This is a genomic window from Paenibacillus monticola, assembly GCF_009664975.1.
Lineage (GTDB): Bacteria > Bacillota > Bacilli > Paenibacillales > Paenibacillaceae > Paenibacillus_AQ > Paenibacillus_AQ monticola.
On the sequence record NZ_WJXB01000006.1, the window covers coordinates 15,337 to 34,605 of the forward strand.

Sequence of the window (19,269 nt, forward strand, 5' to 3'; positions counted from 1 at the left end):
AGTCAACCCCTTTGTACTATTCTGTACACTCTGTCAGCAGATCGGCCAAAGCTTCCAGCGAGTATTCTGATGTAGAACAGACTAGAATCTGGGCGGCCGTCTTCGGAAGCCGCTGCGCATCGTATGGATTACGCAGAACTGCCGCAATCAGCGGTTTACTCTTCGCCACTGCTTCGGCTAGTGCGAGCTGACCGATAAAGATATGCGCGTTCAAGGTTAACTGGATGACGACATCGCAATCTTCCATTCGCGCAATCGCATATGCAATATCCTCCGGATCGGGATTGCTTGGAATTACCACTTCCGAAACTTCCAATCCTCTGGACTCCAGCCGCATCTTCAGTTGGATAACTCCGGTGTGCGAATTATCCGCCATCGTCAATCGCTCAGGCTGCGGCAACAGTAATCCATAGCGTTTGCCTCTTTGCAGTGGCAGCAACTTCTGCGGATCGCTTTCCAGCATCAACGTGCGGCGGGTTAACCCGGCGGTTTGAATCTCCCACTCTGCCTGCGGTATAGGAGAAGCCTCATGGCGGTAAAACCGCATCCGCTCATGCAGCCGTTCGATCCGCACCAGTGATTCATTGAGCTTCGACTCCGGAATCCGCCCTTCGGAAACTGCGTTCACAATCCCCTGAATAACACGTGTCTGAAAATCCGGAGTGTGGCACATGAGTATCAGGTCATTCCCGGCTTTGATCGCCATTTCACCAATGAATTCTGGTTCGTAGGTATTACGGATCGCCCCCATTTCCACATCGTCCGTACAGATGACTCCCTCATAACCCATCTCTTCCCGCAGCAGCCGGGTGATGAAGAACGGACTTAACGAAGCAGGTAAATCTTCCGCTTCGAGAATGGACGGAAATACGATATGTGCCATCATGATGACATCTGTATCCGCCGAAATTGCTGCCTTAAACGGCAGCAGAGGCCCTCGCCGCAGCTCTTCCAGTGTCAGTCCGCAAAAGGGCAGCTCAATATGGGAATCCCCGTCAACCTGCCCATGACCGGGAAAATGCTTGCACGTTACGGCGACGCCGGCGTCATGCATGCCGCGGATATAAGCGGCCCCGAATTCAGCAACCTGCGCAGGCTCTTCACCGAAAGACCTGATCCCGACGACGGGATTGGCAATATTCGTATTAACGTCCAGTACAGGCGCCCAATCCATTGGAATACCCAGCGCAGAAAGCTGGCTGCCGATCAACTTCCCCTGCTGATAAGCAGCCCCGGGGTCCATGGTCAATCCAACCGCACGATTGCTCGGCAACTGTGGAAAAAATCGTTTCAGATTGGAGAGGCTGCCCCCTTCTTCATCGATGGATATCATATAAGGCGCAGGCAATCCCTGCTTATGGGTTGAATCCATTATACCCCCGACAAGCTCGCGAAGCTGTTCTTCATCTTCAATGTTATGCGGAAACAAGCCGATTCCACCAAAGGGTTGACGGAGCAGCCTTTCTTCAAATTCCGAATCCATCCTCAGGACAGGAAGACCGGCGACGCATAAACGCGCCGCCTTTTGCTCAAGTGTCAAGGCTGATATAGCTGTCTGTTTCATGGAGTGTTCATCTTCTTCCTCTGCTTACTGTGCAATATGCTGAAAGAATTGCGGCAGATAAGCCTTATTCTTCTCCAGCATTTCATTCAACATGGCTTCCGCATCATTGACAGACGGTACCAGAGGATGATGGGCCAATGCTGTCAGTGCAGTATCCCTGCTGCCGCTGACAGCCGCTTCAATCGCAAGCTGCTCATAGGTTTTGACGGCATGAATTAGCCCTTTGACCGCCGGGGGTATCCATGTTACCGGCATCGGAACTGGCCCATCCTTCAGTACTTTACAGTTCACCTCGATGCAGGCATCATCCGGCAAGAAATCCAGAATTCCCTGATTTGCCACATTGAGCGTCTGAATGTCCCCCGAATTGTTATACAGCGAATTCATTAGCCGGACAGCGGCTTCCGAGTAATAAGCTCCGCCGCGTTGTTCAAGCTGCTTCGGCTTCTCAGCCAGATTCACATCCTGATACAGCTCGAACAGCTCATCTTCAAGCCGTTTCACGATTTCCGCCCGGGTTTCACCTTTGGCTGCCGCTACCTGCTGCTCTGCCAGTATCTCTCTGTGCAGATAGAAATATTTTAAATAATACGAAGGAATCGCCCCAAGCGAACGCAGCAGACTAGCGTTCCATTCATACTGCGGCACATTGCGAGCCGAATACCCATCCCTGTTGGCCAGCAGCTCCGGAAGCTTGGATTCCCCGTCAATGGTGATCTTGCTGATAAAGTGCAGATGATTCAGACCCGCAAATTCGCAGTAGATACGGTCCGCCGGAACCTCGTACAATGACGACAGCCATTTATAAGCAGCAATCGGCGAATTGCACAGACCGATCGACTTAATCTTAGAATGCTTAGTGATCGCCTCGGTCACCATACCTGCCGGATTTGTGAAATTAAGCAGCCAGGCATCCGGACACAACTCTTCCATATCCTTGGCTATCTCCAGTAATACCGGAATCGTGCGCAGCGCCTTCATCATGCCTCCGGGACCTGTCGTCTCCTGTCCAATCATGCCGTATTTCAACGGGATTGTCTCATCCCACCCGCGGGCTTCCAGCATGCCGATGCGCATCTGAGTCGAGACAAAGTCCGCTCCCGCCAGTGCCGAACGGCGGTCAAGTGTCAGCTTCACTTCGATCGGCAGCCCCGATTTAGCGACCATTCGCTTCGCAAGCTGTCCAACAATCGTCAGCTTGCGAAGTCCTTCCTGAATGTCGACCAGTACGATCTCACTTACGGGAAATGTAGAATAATTCTGGATTATGCCTTCAATCAACTCCGGAGTGTAAGAGGAACCTCCGCCAATCACGGCCACTTTCAGTCTTTGATCCATACCGCATTCGCCGCCTTTACAGATAATTGATGGTCTAACGCTTCATAAACCGTTTCTTCCACAGAACCGCCGCTACGTTCCATCGCCATGAACAACGCGCCCGCCACAGGCTCAAGAGTAAGCACCGTCAGTCTACAGCCTGGAGCCAATCCGGTAATCTCCGCTTCGATAAAAGGGACAATATAACGGCTCTCCCCTCTGGTCAGAATGCTTCCAGCCATCACCAGATCAAAGTTGTCCTGCTGCATGCCTAATTTACGGATAACCGCACTTGCAGCAATACCCAGCTCCCGACCCTGCCTGCGCAAAATATCTCTCGCGATTCCATCGTGTTCAGCTACTTCAAACAGCAGTTTGGCGATTCTATTTGGAACGCGCAAACCATGATCCAAATAATGATGGAACATTTCTTCTGTCGACGCGAATCCCAGCAGCGTTAGCGTAGCTTGAGATAACCTCGTTGGTTGTTCTCGCCCTTCCCAAGCACGTATAACCGAGCGGAACACCTCCACTGCAAGATCGCCTCCACCGCCGAAATCGCCGAAGGAATAACCGAAGCCGCCAACCTGCAGCTCCTGCCCGATTCTGTTGATTCCGTAACAGTTGGTTCCTGTCCCGCAGATCACCACCACGCCGTGGGACTGCCGCGTTCCGGCGCGCAGACCGATGATCGTATCACAGACAATGTGATACCGCTGCATCCCAAGGCCTAATATCATCGGCCGCAAAATCTGATAATCGGCCTCCCGGTCAGCTCCCGCCAGCCCGAATACGGAATAGGTGATCTGCTCTTTGGTCAAATTCGCCGAACGCAGTGCTTTATCCACCGCCTGCCGGATATTTTGTTCGGCATTCACGGCTCCGGTCTGATGGTTGCCGCATCCGCTCGTCGCACCACCTATAATGTTTCCTTTCTGGTCTGATATGACCGCTAATGTCTTGCTGCCTCCACCGTCCACGCCCAAATAGTAGTTCAAATTCTTCCGCTCCCGTATCACGTGTTGGACCCGGAATATCAAATTCTATTCCAAACCGGAACCGACACGCTCAGTGTTGTAGTGTTGATGGCATTATTTTTTCGTGGTTACACGCTGCATTACTGCAGTTTACTCAGGTTTTCCTGCCATTTTGTCGTCTTGAACGCCAGCAGCTCCGCATACCCTACCTTTTGAGCATCCTGCTCTGCCTTGTCCAGAATAGCTAGAACTTCCGCTTCACTGCCTGCATTAAGGACAGCCTGGGCTCTGGCTTTTTCATAAATCTCGCCCACGCTTTGCGAGATAATCCCTTCCTGGGAATCTCCAGGCGGCGCCAGGTTTACAAATTGCGTCGTATCATACTGCGTTTTCCAGGTAATCTCCGACTGCCACTTCGTCTCCCAGCTCTTCAGTTCATCAGGCAGCGTTGACTCAAACTTCATTTTGGAATTGTCCACATATACTGTATTGCCGTTCCATTGCAGGTTGACTGTGGAGTTCATCAACTCATCGCGTCCCTTAGTATCTGAGGTGAAAGCATCGGTGAAAAGGGGAGCTCCTTCATCATCCGTTCCGTCCCAATACAAGCCTTCAGGTCCCCACATAACGGTCCGCTGACCAACAGGTCCAGTAAACCAATCGAGGAAAGCGAATACAGCTTCCGGATCCTTAGCCGCCGTGGTGATTACACTAACGTTCCAGCCCAACTGATTATAGGAGCCGGGGAAAATCTTATTCTTGTCGAGCCCTTCCTTATGAATCGGCCAGACCATAATGTAGCCTGCTTCCGGATCCTCTGCCTTTAACAGCGAATTGCCGATTGCACCAAATTCAGTTGGACTGGATGCCGCATATACAGCCGCTCTGCCCGTAATAATCTTCTGTTCAACCTGTTCCAGCTTCTGTGTAAATGCATCCTGACTAATCAACCGTTCTTTGAACAGTCTGTTAGCATAGACCAGAGACTCACGGAAAACAGGATCAGTAAACACCGATGTCAGTTCATTTCCATTGGGGATAGCCATCATGCTAAGGGAGCTGTATTGATAAGGGCGATTTTCAGCGAATGCCGATGATATAACGTCAATGCCTTCTGCCCCCTGGCCGACTTCCAACGGTACGACATCAGGATAAGTCTGTTTTACCTGCAGCAGATATTGGTATAGATCTTCCGTTGTTTCCAGACTCGGAGCACCAAGCTCATTATAAATTTTCTTATTTACCAAATATCCGGTGTTCCCATTGGGCTGAGTAGTATACCAGTTCGGGAATTGATATAACTTGCCGTCTTCGGACCGCAGCATATTCAACGTTTCTTCTCCCGCCCACTTTTTTAGGTTTGGGTATTTGTCCAAATAATCATCGAAAGGAACAAGTGCCCCAGCCTGCCGCAGCTGTTCAACATCCGCTCCGCGTTCCATCCAGATTACATCCGGCATTTCACCTGATACGATCATTGTGCTGAGCTTCTGCTTCGCGTTGCCGCCTGAGCTGATTGGAAGGACATTGACCTTCTTGTTTTCCTTAATCCATTTGGATGAAGGATCCTCGCCCCAATTCGGCATAGTATACCAGTCATAATGACCGTAGAATGAAAATTCCAAAGGTTGTTCTCCAAGAACATAAACCCCATCCGCGGCAGTGTTGGTCGATGGTGCATCCGTACCGGCCGGTTTGGCCGTAGTATTGGAGCCTGATGGAACATTTTCATTCAAGCATCCCGTCAAGCCGATGGTAAGTGTGAGAACAGTAGCTAAGGAAAAGGCCATTTTTTTAGCAGATTTCATTTCAAAATTCCCCCTTCGATTTTCCGGTTCAACGTTAAAGCGTTCGCCTCATGCCTGCTATTCTTTCAGAGACCCGACCATTACACCTTTGACAAAATATTTCTGCACGAAGGGATATACACACAGGATCGGGAGAGTAGCAACCATCATTGTCGCCATTGACAACGATTTGCTCGTTACGGCTTTCATTCTGTTCATTCGCCCCTGAGCCGCCGAATCCATTTGAGCCATCTGTTCGCTCATAATATTCGAGTTGAGGATTTGCTGCAATTTGGTCTGGATGGGCATCAATGTGCTATCACTGATGTAGATACTGGGCGTAAACCAATCGTTCCAGTGAGAAACAGCGGTGAACAGTGCCAGTGTGGCTACAACAGGACCCGACAGAGGCAGAATGATCCGAAACAGCACTCCCCAGTTAGAGCAACCGTCGATTTTGGACGATTCTTCTAATCCTGCCGGGATGCCTTTGAAAAAGGTTCGGAATATGATCATATTCCATACACTGATCAAACCTGGGATGACCATGACCCAGAATGTATTGAACATATGGAGCTCACGAATCAGGAGAAAGGTAGGAATCAAACCTCCACTAAAGTACATCGTAATTACGCAGAGCACCATATAGGGCTTGCGGCCGATCAGTTCTGACTTGCTCATTCCGTATGCAAAAATAGCGGTAACGGCAATAGAAGAAATAGTCCCTATGACCGTTCTCAATACGGAAATGATAAACCCGTTAATCAGACGGTTGTCTTCAAAAACTACCCTGTAGTTTTCCAGCGAAAATTGTCTGGGCCAAAAAGTAATGCCGCCCTTCATTGTATCTGTTCCGTTGTTAAAGGAAATAACAGCGGCATTCCAGAATGGATAAAAGGAGAGAAATGCCAGGAGGGCCAGCAGAGTGTATATTGACGATAGCAAAATTTTATCGCCGGTAGAGGATTTCATTTAAGCTCGCCTCCATTCATGCTTACCATAGGCTGTTGCCAGACTTGCGGGCCGCATAATTCGCACCCACCAGCAGGAACACCCCGATCAGTGACTTAAAGAGTCCCGCCGCTGTGGCGTAAGAATAACGGTTGTTCTGTATACCAATTCGATATACATACGTATCGATTACATCACCAACGTCGCGCAGCACGGGGTTTGAACCGAGCAGCAAGATGTCTTCAAACCCAGCACTGAGCAGATTGCCTACAGCTAGAATAAGGAAGATAATGATTACCGGCAGAATGGAGGGAAGAGTGATCGAGAACATTTGTCTCAACCTGCTAGCACCGTCTATTGCTGCTGCTTCATGCATATGGGGATCTACACCGGCAATAGCCGCCAGGTATACGATCGAAGAGAAGCCGATTTCCTTCCACACACCAGTAGTAACGAGAATCGACCAGAAGTACTTTGGAAGGGACAGAAAATTAACTGGATCCTGAATCAAGCTCAGCTTTTGCAGCAGCATATTGACGCTGCCGTTCTCCGTAGAGAGCATGGACATTACGAAACCGGAGACGATCACCCAAGATAAGAAATGCGGCAAATAACTGATAGTCTGAACCGTGCGCTTAAACACCCGGCTTTTGATCTCGTTCAGCATAAGTGCCAGTATAATCGGGGCCGGAAAGCCAATCAGAAGCTTGAGCAGACTAATGACAATCGTATTACGGATAATAGTCCAGAATTCCGGGGCCTTAAAGAACATTTCAAAATGTTTGAACCCGACCCACGGACTGCCTGCGAAACCTTTAAAGAGGTTGTAATCCTGAAATGCCATCAGCACGCCATACATCGGGATATAGCTAAACACGATGATAAAGAGCAATGCAGGCAGCACCATTAGCTGAAGATCCCACTGCATAATGAAACGTTTCATCAGCGAATCTGTGCGAATCTTCTGCTCCCGTTCGACCTGATAAGCGACTTTTTGCATCTTATCCTCCCTTCCTCATATTATGTGAGTTGGAATAACCTATGAAGTTATATTATCTAACTTCACATTAACACTACTCCACCTCGATCTCTCCGCTTAATCGCTCAATAACTAACACTATCTTACTGCAAGATGTATTTGCTTTACTTCGGATATTTCTCGGCTCAGTTCCAATATGGCGCTTGAACAGCCGGTTGAAATTGGATAATGAGCGAAACCCACAGTCCATGGAAATATCGACGATTTTACGGTCCGATGACTCCAAAAGCGTATAGGCGTTCTCCAAACGCAGATGAATAAGATACATGAGTGGAGACATTCCGACCGTGCGGCGGAAAATATCACTGAAGCGCGAGGGGCTTAAATAGATCAGGGCAGCCAGTTCTTCCAGCGTCCAGGGATAAGCAAAGCGGATTTCCATAATTTCGGTGACAATCCGCATCTTTTCAAGCTGTGGGGCGGGGATTGTGCTTTTGTTGGTCTTCGGGTTGTTCAGTCGAAAGAATCGGTTGACATAAACGAGGAATTGCAGCAGGTGGGCATAAACGATGGAGGTATACGAACGCCGTTCCGCCTCGTGCTCCTCTTGCACAAGCAGCAGCAGCGAACGAAGAGATTCTATCTTCGGATGGTTGCGATCAAGCAGGTTGTTAAAGTACACTCCCATTTCCTTAAAAGGACACAGGATGTCCGGGTCGCAGCGCAGACTGCCTATAAACCAGGAAGGATCAAAAGTAATGACCTGCATGACCAGGTTATCTGTCTCATAAGCGCAATGAAGATCGTTCGAATTGATCAGCAGAATATCCCCTTCTTTGAAATCGTAACGCTCCCCATTAATCATGTAATAGCCGGTTCCAGACTTGATCATGTTGATTTCCAGTGCGTCATGGGAATGCAGCCTCTGGTAGTGGGAGGTGACACCGATCGTGTCCCCAAGGTAGATTGGATAATGTCTGGAGAACAATACTTTTTCCCTGAGCTTGTTTTCGGTACGTATAATCTCCATTACAACTCACTCCAATAAGATATTTTGAGGAATAACCTACTGTATCTTGCTGAAAACTTAGTCTTCTAGAATTAAATTATTACCATCCTAAGTTATTTGGGTTTTTGTGTCAACTATAGTTACATTTGCAGTTCATTCTGAAAACATAACAACAATGTGACATTATTTTCATAAAAAAACATTTTTCTTCATCCACAACGGAGGACGTTTATACAAAAAAAAGAGAGGCTCGTGGCCCCCCTATACTATATCCACCAATACATCACTTCACAGTCAGCGTCTTTACATGAATCCATCCTTTTCCAGACAATCCTGACGGTAAAACCTCTTTCCCATATAGATTCGCAAGCGTGTTAGCGACTTGAATCCGAATTTCATTTGAGCCCGGGCGCAAGGCCTTGGTAATGTCCCAGCGATAAGGCGGCCAGAGGCGCGTTCCTACGAATTGTCCATTGATTAGTACCGATGCTGATTCCCTTACATTCTCAAGTTCCAGTTCGAACTGCTGCGCTTCGTCAACCTTAATGTCACTCATCATAAAGCTCTGCATATAATCTGCCTTGCCCGATAAATGAGGATATCCTTGCTCACTCCAATAACCGGTTATGGGTTGATGACTGGAGATCACAACTCCCTCTTCATTTAGAGCGAAATCTCCAATCAGAAACAAAGGAGACGCTACCCGAATCATCGGCTCCAGGAGTGAAATGGTTAGCAGCTCGATCACATTTTCACCCGAATGCACATAAGGCGTCAAATTCACACTTTTATAAAAATGATCCTGCCAGCCTGCTGGCTCAAGCGCCGGCAGGCGATGCCCATTTATATAAATCTCTACACTGCGGCGCCTGGACAAAAACCCGATATGAGAAGGCACATACTGATCGATATCGTCGGTCACCAAACTCATCTCTTTGCCTACTGCTGAAGCATTGATCATGATCCGGGTCCGATAGGTGTTGGTTTGACCAGGCATTACAGCGTTCATACGCGATTCGCGGTCATTGAATATAACTTCCCAGCGATCCAGGATTTTCACGTTGGGATCTTCTAGCTCAAACTCCCAAGCTGCGGGCAGCTCAATTGTCTTCTCTATGGAGTAGAATGGTTCCAGCACTTTCTGGGAATCAGATTCAACAACGCTAACAATCCGCAGTTCCCCTGGTTCTAGACGAAATTCATTCGACTCCCTCTGCGCAAGCAGAATGCGCTCGCCGTTTTCCAGCTTCCACTCCTCTACTCTTTCCAGCGGTTTGACCAGACATTGGATTTCCGCCGAAACCTCTGACCAATTCATCACCCAGTAGTATAGTTTCTCCTCTATCAAACGGCATGACACGATTACCCGTTCTTTCTCCGCCTCCGGTATGAACCAGCGACTGGCGAATTGATCGACACCCGGGAACAAGCTCAACTGTTCACACAAATATCGAGCATCATCAGCAGTCACCTTGAGTTCGGACAGGAACAGCGTTTTTCCTTGTCCATACTCATGCCATTCCAATCCCCCTGAATGCGGGAACAGCGGCTTCAAATACTCCTTCAGTACCGGGTCGTCTGCCTGGTTAAAGCTGTGCGAAGGCACCTCTCCGATAGCAACCAGCAGACCTCCTCCTTGAACGAATTCATTCAGCTTGGCTGCCGATGCAACAGACATCACCTTCATACCAGGCAAAATAACAGCTCTATACCTCTCCCGTGACTTGGCAAATGTTAAATTCCCCTGTGCAACAAGACTCTCGGTGAGCTGACTATCATCCAAGTAATCGTAATCAAGCTGGTTGCGAATTAAACGATCGGACAGCAGGGCGTGCAGCACATCCGAGGTGGGTGCAAGCTCAGCCATTCCATTCTCGAACATTTCCTGATAGACCGTATGCACAGGACTGAGCAGCAAAATATGGGCATTATGATGGCCTAGGCTTCCCATCAAGCTGAGTCTGGCAATATAATCCGCAAAAACATGATAATGCTCCCAATGGGGCGCATGATAAAATTCCGTCTGTGGAAAGTCCGTCTTGCGATAGCCTTCGAATGAATAATAAAATGCATGGGGAATAAACAAGTTAACACCTAGAAAAGCCATGAAATTGGCATCAAGCCGCCGTTGCCGCATCGAATACCCGTGGTCGCTTGCTCCAAACGCCTCGCAAATAACGCGCTCCTTACCTTCAAGATGGGCGACTGAGGACGCACATTTGACGGACAAAATACGATAAGGGTTCTCTTTGGTCCCAATGCCTGCTTGTAAATAATCGACACCCGGATAATCAAACTCCCGCAGCACCTGCGTCTGATTGCCCTGCGAACGCGCCTGGCCCCAGATGGGCTCTTCCAGCGTATGGCCGATATAGGCTAACCCACGAGCTTCGCACCATGAGTGCAATCCCCGATGATACGCATCGATATACCAATACGTAAGAGCCGCATAATAATCCTCACGTACTTTATGACTTGTCTCTTCCACCTGATAGAGCAGGGAGCCAAGATTGGAGGTAAGCGAATAACCGCAGTGCTGCTCGAAACGTTCCGGAAGGTTCCGTGTCCATGCAAGAATCATCCCTGGCAAGTTTCTATCCAAATGCTCTACACTCGTCTTAATCGCTTCCACTCCACCAAATCCATCGTGAATCATGAGCCCGGGCTCATCCGTAAAAACGCCCTGAATATTCTTGCCGAAATGTGCGGACAATCGATCGAATGGTCCATAGCCAAGTTCGATAAATTTGTTCACGGCTTCCGGATTCATCGTATCCAAATAATAACCGCGGGCAAACGTTACCTTTTCAGCAACTTCGCATTCCCAAAACACGAGAATCACAAAATCTCCTTCTTCTTTCGGTTGCCAAGACCCATCGTACAAAGGGGTCAAATCTTGCGGATTATCCTGCAAAATAACAGTGTCTCCATCCTGCTGTTTGATCCGGTAAGCCAGAATAGAAATCAATGAGTGACCGTCTTCCAAAGCAAAGTCTATTAAACACTCCTGTTGTCCATCCGCTGAGGAGTATCTCTTCTCCTCCACCCGCAAGTAACGCATCCTGTATTCAGGAAATTGCTGGGTCAGCTTGCCTCCAAATGTCCCACTTGGCCAATTATCCTCATCATATAGCCAGGTCTGCATACCAAGCTTGATGCATTCCTCGATACAAGTCTCCAACATGTCAAAGTAAGCATCGGAGAAGTACTCTTCGGTCTTGCCGTGCCTAGAGTGAAGTACAACTCCACCAACACCCTTCTCGGACATTTCCTGCAATTGTGATCGCAGCAATTCCGGCTTGTAATCATGGTTTAGGAACCAGAATGGTTGGGGTCTGTAAGTCATGCTCGGATTCTGGAATAGGTTCTCCAGTCCCTGTGTATCTATCATTTCGTACCTCCATGGTTGTATGATTACAAGCCAGTTATTTCTCAACAATCGGCTTAGTTAACCGTTATCTTATCTACGGTTATAGTAGCAACATCATTGTAATAGACTCTGTATTCTAATTGATGGTTGAGAGTGGTTTGGTTAAATGACAGCGTGAAATTCTGGTACTGGTTCGCTGATGTAAACTGCTGTCTTAATATATTCTGCGAAGCCACAGATACCCCTGCTGTCGCATCCCATACATCAATGGAAGCCACCTGCAGGTTATTTAAGGTGTTGTTATCTACCTTCAACTTGAAAGTAACGCTTCGATTACCGATCGGCACATTAGAATCATAAGGTCCATATACCATATGACTTGCATTGTCTTGGGTAGGATTAGCTTCCCAGCCGTCCCCAACCGCACGTCCTGCGCCATATCCTAAGACCGTGCCTTCAGCTTCATATTTACCTAGGCTGGTTGTTGTCGTAACCTTATCAATACTAATCTTTGCATTATCCTTGTAGCCTGCTCTGAATTCCAACGGATGGCCAGCGACGTTAGTGTAGCTCAAGCTGAAATCCTGGTAAGAATCATTAGCTTTGAACTGGTTTCTGTAGATATCAAAGGCTGCCAAATCCTGCCCCGTTGTACCATCTCTTACATCAAGTCTAATTACTTTATCGTTAGCACCCACAATGGAATCAATCTTCATTTTGAAGGTAGTCGTAAGTGGACCTGCCGGGAATGTGGTAACATATGGACCCCACAGCATAAATCCTGCATTGTCTTGGGCTACATTGGCCGACCATGAATCGCCGTCTACCCGGCCTACATCATGGCTAAATGGTGTTGTGGCATAGCTGGTATTCTCTGCTTCATAAGTTTTGACAACCGTTGACGGATCGACAGGCAAGTTGTTATTTTCCCTCATAAGCTGGAAGTAGTTATCCGGTGTTACGAAAACAATGTCGGTATTGCTGTTAAAATGATTCACTGCATTTACTAACATCTGGTAGGATACGTCCCATGGATTTGCTTGGATCGATACAAATTTTGGAGCCGTCCCATTCCACCCTGCGACCGCGCCACTTATTTCGGAAATTACAGTAGCTTCTGAATAACAATAAGTAGCGTTAAGTGCCTGTGCTGGCAAAATATTATTATATTGCGTAATCTGGCCACCTGACTTCATGCCTGTCAATCCCAAGAGTGAAGGTGCATTCGTGGCAAAGCTATTCCCGACATTTGTGTTAATTCCGCCAACGATTGTGTTCCAAACTGTAATTACTTTTAGACCTGAACGGTTGGAATAGTCATTACTAAGTGCAACATAGTTATCAAGATAGGCTTGATTTTCCCAAAAATTCGGATACGTATATCCAACCCCTGTTGGCCCGCCTATCAAGTTGTCATTCGGCGTAGCCGAATTGTATAGGTAGTTCAATACTCCGGGCATGGCATCCAGCATAGCAGGTGATACTGTCCAACCTACCGGAATCGTACCCCTGAGAGGATTATCCCACAGCCAGCTTGTTTTAAAACGATGCTCTAAATACTGTAGATTATCTCCATCGCTTAATATCAATGAGATATATATTTTGTTTCGTAACACCGGCTTATTAGCAAGTGGCTTCACATTGACAGCTCTCGAAGTCCCACCAAAAACAGTCAAATTGGAAGCGAAGTCGCTTGCAATCGTAGTAACCCCATACTCTGATGTTCTAGTTACGCCTACGCCTTCATCCGGCCACCAGCCCATATACGTTCCGGTTCCATCGTGCGGCATAGAAGAAAGAAACTGTCTTAACACGGCATCTTCTGCAGGCACACTCGGATTAAGCCATATCGCGGCAGCCCCTACGGAAGTGGCATAATCACGTAGGAACCCTTTGATTTGCGGGTTCAATCCGACAATGACCTTATGAGACACCTGTGACCAATAATTATTATATAAATACTCATACACTTGAACTTTAGTCGTAAACATTCCGCGCAAATCGTTCAGTATGGGCAGGTTGTAAGGTGCAGTGGTTAACTTGGATACCAATGAAGGCGCAGCTACAATACCCCCATTCAGAGAAGCAATCGTTGTAGCTAAATTAACGGTGTCCGGGACCGCTTCATCGTAGATCACGATACCGTTGATCTCATTTCTATATTTGGTAATGAGACTATAGTTGTCTGTCACATCCGTGTATCCTAAACCTAGTGTATTTAACCAATTATATTTCCCATCCTCCCCCCGAACAGCATTGTCATAGGTGTAAATTCGGGGTTGGGTTTTATTAACCAAGCCTTTTAGGGTAGAGAAAAGAACAGCATCATCTTCCATTGACTTCGGATTTGTACCCACGGCACCCGCCCGGACAAAGGACCCTCCATACCAGAACACCCTAAATTCGAGAGCATGCCCTGCTGTAGGATTGTTGAATGTGAGATTAAAAGTCTGCATGGTGTAAGTACCAGTCCACTCCTGCCTTGTTATATCTCTGGCAGCCAAAGTCTGTCCGGAAGTATTATCTCTTACATCAATCCTCACGATCGCGTCGTTATTGGCGGTATTGTTATCAACGGCCAATTCAAAGAATGCCGAATTGGTTCCTGTGGGAATATCTGTTTCATAGGGTCCATAGATCATAAAATTATTCCCAGGATCAATACCGGTTTGTACAATCCAATTATTTCCGTCTAGATGACCGGTCGAATGCGATACTTCTGTACCATTTGACTGATATTTGAATTCCGTTATTGTATCCATTACATCAAGTGTAGCTGCAGGAGTCGGAAACGAAGGGAGAACCTGTCCTGAAGGCCAACTAATCGCTGCTTTCGCAAAAGGTACGGATACCGTCAAATTCACGGTCGCGACTAACATAATGACAATGAGTAACATTAGACCCGTTTTCTTTGATTTCATTTACTTACCTCCTAAAATAGTCTTGTAAGCGTTATCATAATGCTTGAAGAAGAACAAATCATGTGCAACGGTTTATATCCAGAAGGAGCGAGCTGCCGTATTGTCCAATAATTCGGGCATAACAGCATACTTGCTCCTAATTGCCAAGCATGTAAAGCCTTTTGTTTAAAAAGCCTTCTTGCCAGCCTTCGCCCACTTGTCCTTCAGGAGTTTGATATAGATTCCGCCTACAACGCTGCGATGCTGAAAATTAATCTGCCGGGCTGTATTCGTGTCATACCAATCCGAAAAGGGCACGCGGTCCAGCGTTTCATTTAATGCGTCCCATAAGGGTTCAATCAAGCTGACGAAATCCTCCCGCTCGGAGGCTAGCGAGGCCGCCCAAACGAGCCAATCCGCCTTGGTATAGGCTGCTCTGCTATCCATCGGAATCCCGTATTTATCCTGCTTCTTTAAGTACCAGGAGACTTCTTTTTGAATGATGGTTTCATCAAATATATGTGTGTCAAAGAGGATATCCCAGATCAGATTATACTTCAGGCTCCACGTGCCATCCTGGCCGAAAGCAAGCTTATAATGATCCTGATCACTAGCAAGTTCCTCCCATTTAATCGCCATCTCTTTAGCCGCTTTCTTATAGCGTTCAGCTTCAGCAGAATGTCCCATCATTCCCTTAAGAATGGCATAGCTCGCTACGCCCATAATAGCCTTTACCGATAAATTGGCGTTTCGGGCCAAGTGTCCGGCAAAGTCATCTGTGCATAATTGATTCTCAGGATCGAGCCCGTACTCCAGCAAATAATCGGCCCAACTGGACAAAAGCTCCCCGTGTTCTGCTGCGAAATCGGCATGACCATCCGTCAAACAGACCGCGGCTGCCATAATCAACATGTTGCCGCATTCCTCTACCGGCATCTGCCCTTCTCTGGCATTCTCCGCATAAACCTGACCATTGGCAATTGGATACTGGCCGACATCATGTGGCGCAAATTCGAACGGCCAAGCCTCACTGCGCGCGTATTTAAAGATCGGTCTCATCATGGCTTTAACTAGTTCGGGATTATAGAGCAGGAACAACGGAATCGAGGGATAACTCACATCAACTGTAGCAATACAGCCATTGCTATAGCATTCCTTGGACATAAACAGGAGCTTACCCTCACGATCTGCCACCAGCTTGTGTGCAGCAATAGCCTGCCGATAAGCCAGCACCAGCAGCTCTGCGTATTTCTCTCCGCCTGCAAGCACACCATCGGTCCACAGCTTTTGGTCGAATTCCGTACACCGCTGCATGAGTTCAGGATACTCTCCGAACGCAGCGGCGATCATCCCGAGGGCAGTCATTCCGCTCTTTTTCCAGTAGGCCTTCAGCTTATCACCGAAATACTCAATGGCATAAACATCATCATAAGCCAGCACGAACAGATTTGAAACCTCGGCAGCACCCACTTCCCCGCAATCCCAAGTACAGGCCAAGACAGGCTGATGATCGCGAACAGCTTGCGGCATACCCCCTTTATGGACGGGGACAATCTCACCATTACGCACAAATTGCTTTCTGATTTCAGCCGAATCCAGATAGGTTCGCGTTTCAGGGGATTGTTCAACAGCCAGATAGAACTGACCCCAATCCATACGCAAATCGTCCCCGGAACGGTTTAAGTAAGCTTGTTCCTCATGACTCACCTCAAGGATAGCCAGTTGGCCCTCCTCATGCCGCTGCCAAAGAACCCGCTGCTCACTGGAATCGACGCACCATTCTGCGGTGACATCGAAGTAAATATGCACGTTATGAGGTTTGCCATCCACCGCACAGACGGAAAGCTGCACATATGAGGCCGGTCTTGATAAGAGCTCCAGGTTATCCATCAGTAGCGGCGTGGTAAAGCGCACCTGCAAGCGAATCCCCGCTTCTTCATATTCATAGGTGCTGGAGAGAGAGGTTAGTTGAACATTTTGCTGCTTCATTGCCTGCGGTTCGGTGTAGTAGTTCTCCGCATTCGGCTCTACCCGGCCGGCAAATCGATAGGGATTCCCGTCAATGATCACTAATCCCGTCATTGCATTTCGTTTACCGGTCCAATGTCTTGTAAAGTCGTCACTCAAACTGTCAGCCATCGACCATACGCTAAAATACGGATCAACCGTCACCAAAGGTATTGCTGGAGGGCGTATTGTACTCTTCATCTTCATCCTGATCCATCTCCAATCATTGTTTGTTAATCTGAATACGTACGCTCCCTGCCTGATGCTCGTAACGGATAAGCAGGGTTTGGGTCTCCGCATCCCACACAAAAGGAAGTGCGGCTTCCTGCCCGTTAACATGGATCGTTGCACTCACCGGTTTAGCTGAACAGTAGATTCTCGCTGCTGCACGTACAGCTTGCGGCCCTTTGACGAAGAATACGATTTCTCGCGAATCCTCTGTGAAGCCCTCTGTTCTCGATGAAGCTGCGATAATTCCATGGTTACCCGCATGCTCATATTCGAGGTCATACAAGAGGCCCTGTTGACCCGGCTCTATCGTGACATGGCGTACAATTGGCAACTCGGAATCAAACAGATTCACATAACAACCCTTTAAGTCCAGAGAATGCTCATGGATGGACTCTTTCATTACTGATGCTATGACATAAGGGCCTCGCCGCAGCATGAAGTAATTGGCAGGTGTCCAGCTTATTCGAGGATCATTTAAGCCAGCCATCGCTTTCCGCACCCCATCACGGAATCTGTTTCCCGCAACTGCACTCTCCGCAAAACTTTCCGGTCGAACCGGTAAATACAGCAGCAATCCCTTGCCAATCGCCGTCATGCCTCCTGGAGAATCAGGAGATAGTCCCAGACATTCAAAGAGATGCTCGCGCGGGGATTGATAGTGACGTTTGCCTTGGTTCCACCATTCCTTAACCTGATGATACGGATCACTGTCATCACCGACATAGATCAAGGCCCCACCATCCCTAACCCATTGTGCCAGTGCACTGTGAAGATCGGGGTACTCCGGCTTCATAAACTCATAACTCAGAATCAACAAGCGATACTCATCCAGATAACTTGGGAACCGTCTAACATTATCGAGCTGTACTGGTCTTACTGGCAGGCCATGTTTGACTAACGGAAGCGTTAATCCATAAAAAGATGAAAAGTTCAGTAAATCAAGCGCATATTCATCCGTCAGCTCAACCTCGTTCGTCCCGTCATACTTTAACATGCTGCCAGCGGTTTCTACCCCTGTACGCATACGTTGATACATGGCCGAATCCGCCAATAGGACGCCTACTTTGACATCGTTGCCAATGACGTGAATATCCGGTTGATCCATATTGCCAAGCGCATGTATCAGAGTTAGCAGCACGGTCGCGTAGTCGACAGGAATCCCTTCCTTGCCGGAACCGTCTGCACCCGGATATTGCCCCTCGAAGATCCGTTTGGGCCAAGGGGCAACCTCATAATGAGATACACCGGGATGCAGCAGGGATGCCGTCAGCGTCTTGAAATAATTCACTCTGTAGTCCTCCCAAGTATGTTTGGGATCATCTTCAATAGGGTCGTGTAGGAACCACATTCGGCGATCGGTTCCACGTACCAACTCCTGCATGATTCCATATTCCAGGAAGGCAGTTTCAAAGGTTCTCTCCGCGCGAACGCCTTCATAAACGTTGGCTGTGCGGGAGGTTCCGGTCCATATTTGGGCGATATACCCATTGATGGAGGGCAGATCAAGCAGCCGCGATTCCGGACTGACAATTCTCCACTGCGTATAATTAATCAAGCTGTGTGTCGGCACAAAAAACCGCAGGGGTCGATCATAGCGAACCAGCGAATATTCCTTGAGTGCTGAACAAAGTCGATCCAGACATCTTGCGTACAAATAGGCTTTGAGCTTGGAGGCATGATACTGGGCATTCTCTGATTCGTGCGGTGGAATCCATGGCTCGTTATAATAATTGCGCCATTCCCGTTTAAAGGCCTCAGAGTACCCACCTTCCACCCAAAATTCCGGCTCCTCCAGATGAATGGCATCCACTCCCGCATCTACAGCAGGACGAATCTGTTGGATCAAATAATCAGAGTAAGCAACCGTAGGTACCATGTATGGGATGTCAACCGAGGTTCCATGGATGATATTCTCACCATCCTTATATCTTTGCGCTTCGTCCCAGTGGGACCGGCCATCAAATTGGCCATTCAAGTAATCCTGATAGCCACCCCAGGATACTCCTGTCATCAAGTGGACCTGATAGCCCTGTGCTTTCCATTGTTGAATCCGATCTGGCATTGATGAATTAATTCCGTAAACCATCACAAAATCTGTCTGCAGATCGTAATCCTCTCCATAAGCGCTGCCTTCCTGAAACCCGGTATGCTCTTCCTCCCGACTCCTTCTCTTCATT

Annotated in this window: 11 protein-coding genes; all 11 read right to left on the bottom strand. The window is 48.0% G+C overall.

All coding sequences use genetic code 11. The features are described from left to right. Window positions 1–16 precede the first annotated feature (16 nt). On the bottom strand, window positions 17–1,564 hold the full coding sequence (gene nagZ / locus GJB61_RS16950) for a beta-N-acetylhexosaminidase (RefSeq protein ID WP_154120034.1): 1,548 nt from the start codon (window positions 1,562–1,564) through the stop codon (window positions 17–19). A gap of 24 nt (window positions 1,565–1,588) precedes the next feature. Next, entirely contained in the window at window positions 1,589–2,902 is a 1,314-nt protein-coding gene (locus tag GJB61_RS16955; RefSeq protein WP_154120036.1) for a 6-phospho-beta-glucosidase, read from the bottom strand. After that, complete coding sequence (locus GJB61_RS16960) at window positions 2,887–3,879, bottom strand: N-acetylglucosamine kinase (RefSeq protein WP_154120038.1); 993 nt, start codon at window positions 3,877–3,879, stop codon at window positions 2,887–2,889. Before GJB61_RS16960 ends, GJB61_RS16955 begins: the two co-directional genes overlap by 16 nt. Window positions 3,880–3,998: 119 nt before the next feature. Next, window positions 3,999–5,666, bottom strand: coding sequence for an extracellular solute-binding protein (locus tag GJB61_RS16965; RefSeq protein ID WP_154120040.1), 1,668 nt, complete (start codon window positions 5,664–5,666; stop codon window positions 3,999–4,001). Between the two features lie 57 nt (window positions 5,667–5,723). Further along, window positions 5,724–6,617 (bottom strand): carbohydrate ABC transporter permease, encoded by an 894-nt coding sequence (locus GJB61_RS16970; protein ID WP_154120042.1) that lies wholly within the window; start codon window positions 6,615–6,617, stop codon window positions 5,724–5,726. Between the two features lie 22 nt (window positions 6,618–6,639). After that, window positions 6,640–7,596 (bottom strand): ABC transporter permease, encoded by a 957-nt coding sequence (locus tag GJB61_RS16975; protein WP_154120044.1) that lies wholly within the window; start codon window positions 7,594–7,596, stop codon window positions 6,640–6,642. Between the two features lie 73 nt (window positions 7,597–7,669). Then, entirely contained in the window at window positions 7,670–8,605 is a 936-nt protein-coding gene (locus GJB61_RS16980; protein WP_154120046.1) for an AraC family transcriptional regulator, read from the bottom strand. Between the two features lie 262 nt (window positions 8,606–8,867). Continuing rightward, entirely contained in the window at window positions 8,868–11,975 is a 3,108-nt protein-coding gene (locus GJB61_RS16985) for a glycosyl hydrolase (protein ID WP_154120047.1), read from the bottom strand. Window positions 11,976–12,028: 53 nt separating this feature from the next. After that, window positions 12,029–14,875 (bottom strand): GxGYxYP domain-containing protein, encoded by a 2,847-nt coding sequence (locus GJB61_RS16990; RefSeq protein ID WP_154120048.1) that lies wholly within the window; start codon window positions 14,873–14,875, stop codon window positions 12,029–12,031. A 165-nt stretch (window positions 14,876–15,040) separates the two neighbouring features. Then, a complete protein-coding gene (locus GJB61_RS16995) occupies window positions 15,041–17,062 on the bottom strand; it encodes a glutaminase family protein (RefSeq protein ID WP_154120358.1) in 2,022 nt (673 codons plus the stop codon). 22 nt (window positions 17,063–17,084) lie between these two features. Next, window positions 17,085–19,268 carry a hypothetical protein gene (locus GJB61_RS17000; RefSeq protein ID WP_154120049.1) on the bottom strand — a complete coding sequence of 728 codons (2,184 nt, stop codon included), beginning with the start codon at window positions 19,266–19,268 and terminating at the stop codon, window positions 17,085–17,087. Window position 19,269 lies beyond the last annotated feature (1 nt).

Coding starts and splice junctions, on each gene's coding strand:
- nagZ (WP_154120034.1), bottom strand. CDS start 1,564: ATGAAACAGACAGCTATATCAGCCTTGACACTTGAGCAAAAGGCGGCG.
- GJB61_RS16955 (WP_154120036.1), bottom strand. CDS start 2,902: ATGGATCAAAGACTGAAAGTGGCCGTGATTGGCGGAGGTTCCTCTTAC.
- GJB61_RS16965 (WP_154120040.1), bottom strand. CDS start 5,666: ATGAAATCTGCTAAAAAAATGGCCTTTTCCTTAGCTACTGTTCTCACA.
- GJB61_RS16970 (WP_154120042.1), bottom strand. CDS start 6,617: ATGAAATCCTCTACCGGCGATAAAATTTTGCTATCGTCAATATACACT.
- GJB61_RS16975 (WP_154120044.1), bottom strand. CDS start 7,596: ATGCAAAAAGTCGCTTATCAGGTCGAACGGGAGCAGAAGATTCGCACA.
- GJB61_RS16980 (WP_154120046.1), bottom strand. CDS start 8,605: ATGGAGATTATACGTACCGAAAACAAGCTCAGGGAAAAAGTATTGTTC.
- GJB61_RS16985 (WP_154120047.1), bottom strand. CDS start 11,975: ATGATAGATACACAGGGACTGGAGAACCTATTCCAGAATCCGAGCATG.
- GJB61_RS16990 (WP_154120048.1), bottom strand. CDS start 14,875: ATGAAATCAAAGAAAACGGGTCTAATGTTACTCATTGTCATTATGTTA.
- GJB61_RS16995 (WP_154120358.1), bottom strand. CDS start 17,062: ATGAAGAGTACAATACGCCCTCCAGCAATACCTTTGGTGACGGTTGAT.
- GJB61_RS17000 (WP_154120049.1), bottom strand. CDS start 19,268: ATGAAGAGAAGGAGTCGGGAGGAAGAGCATACCGGGTTTCAGGAAGGC.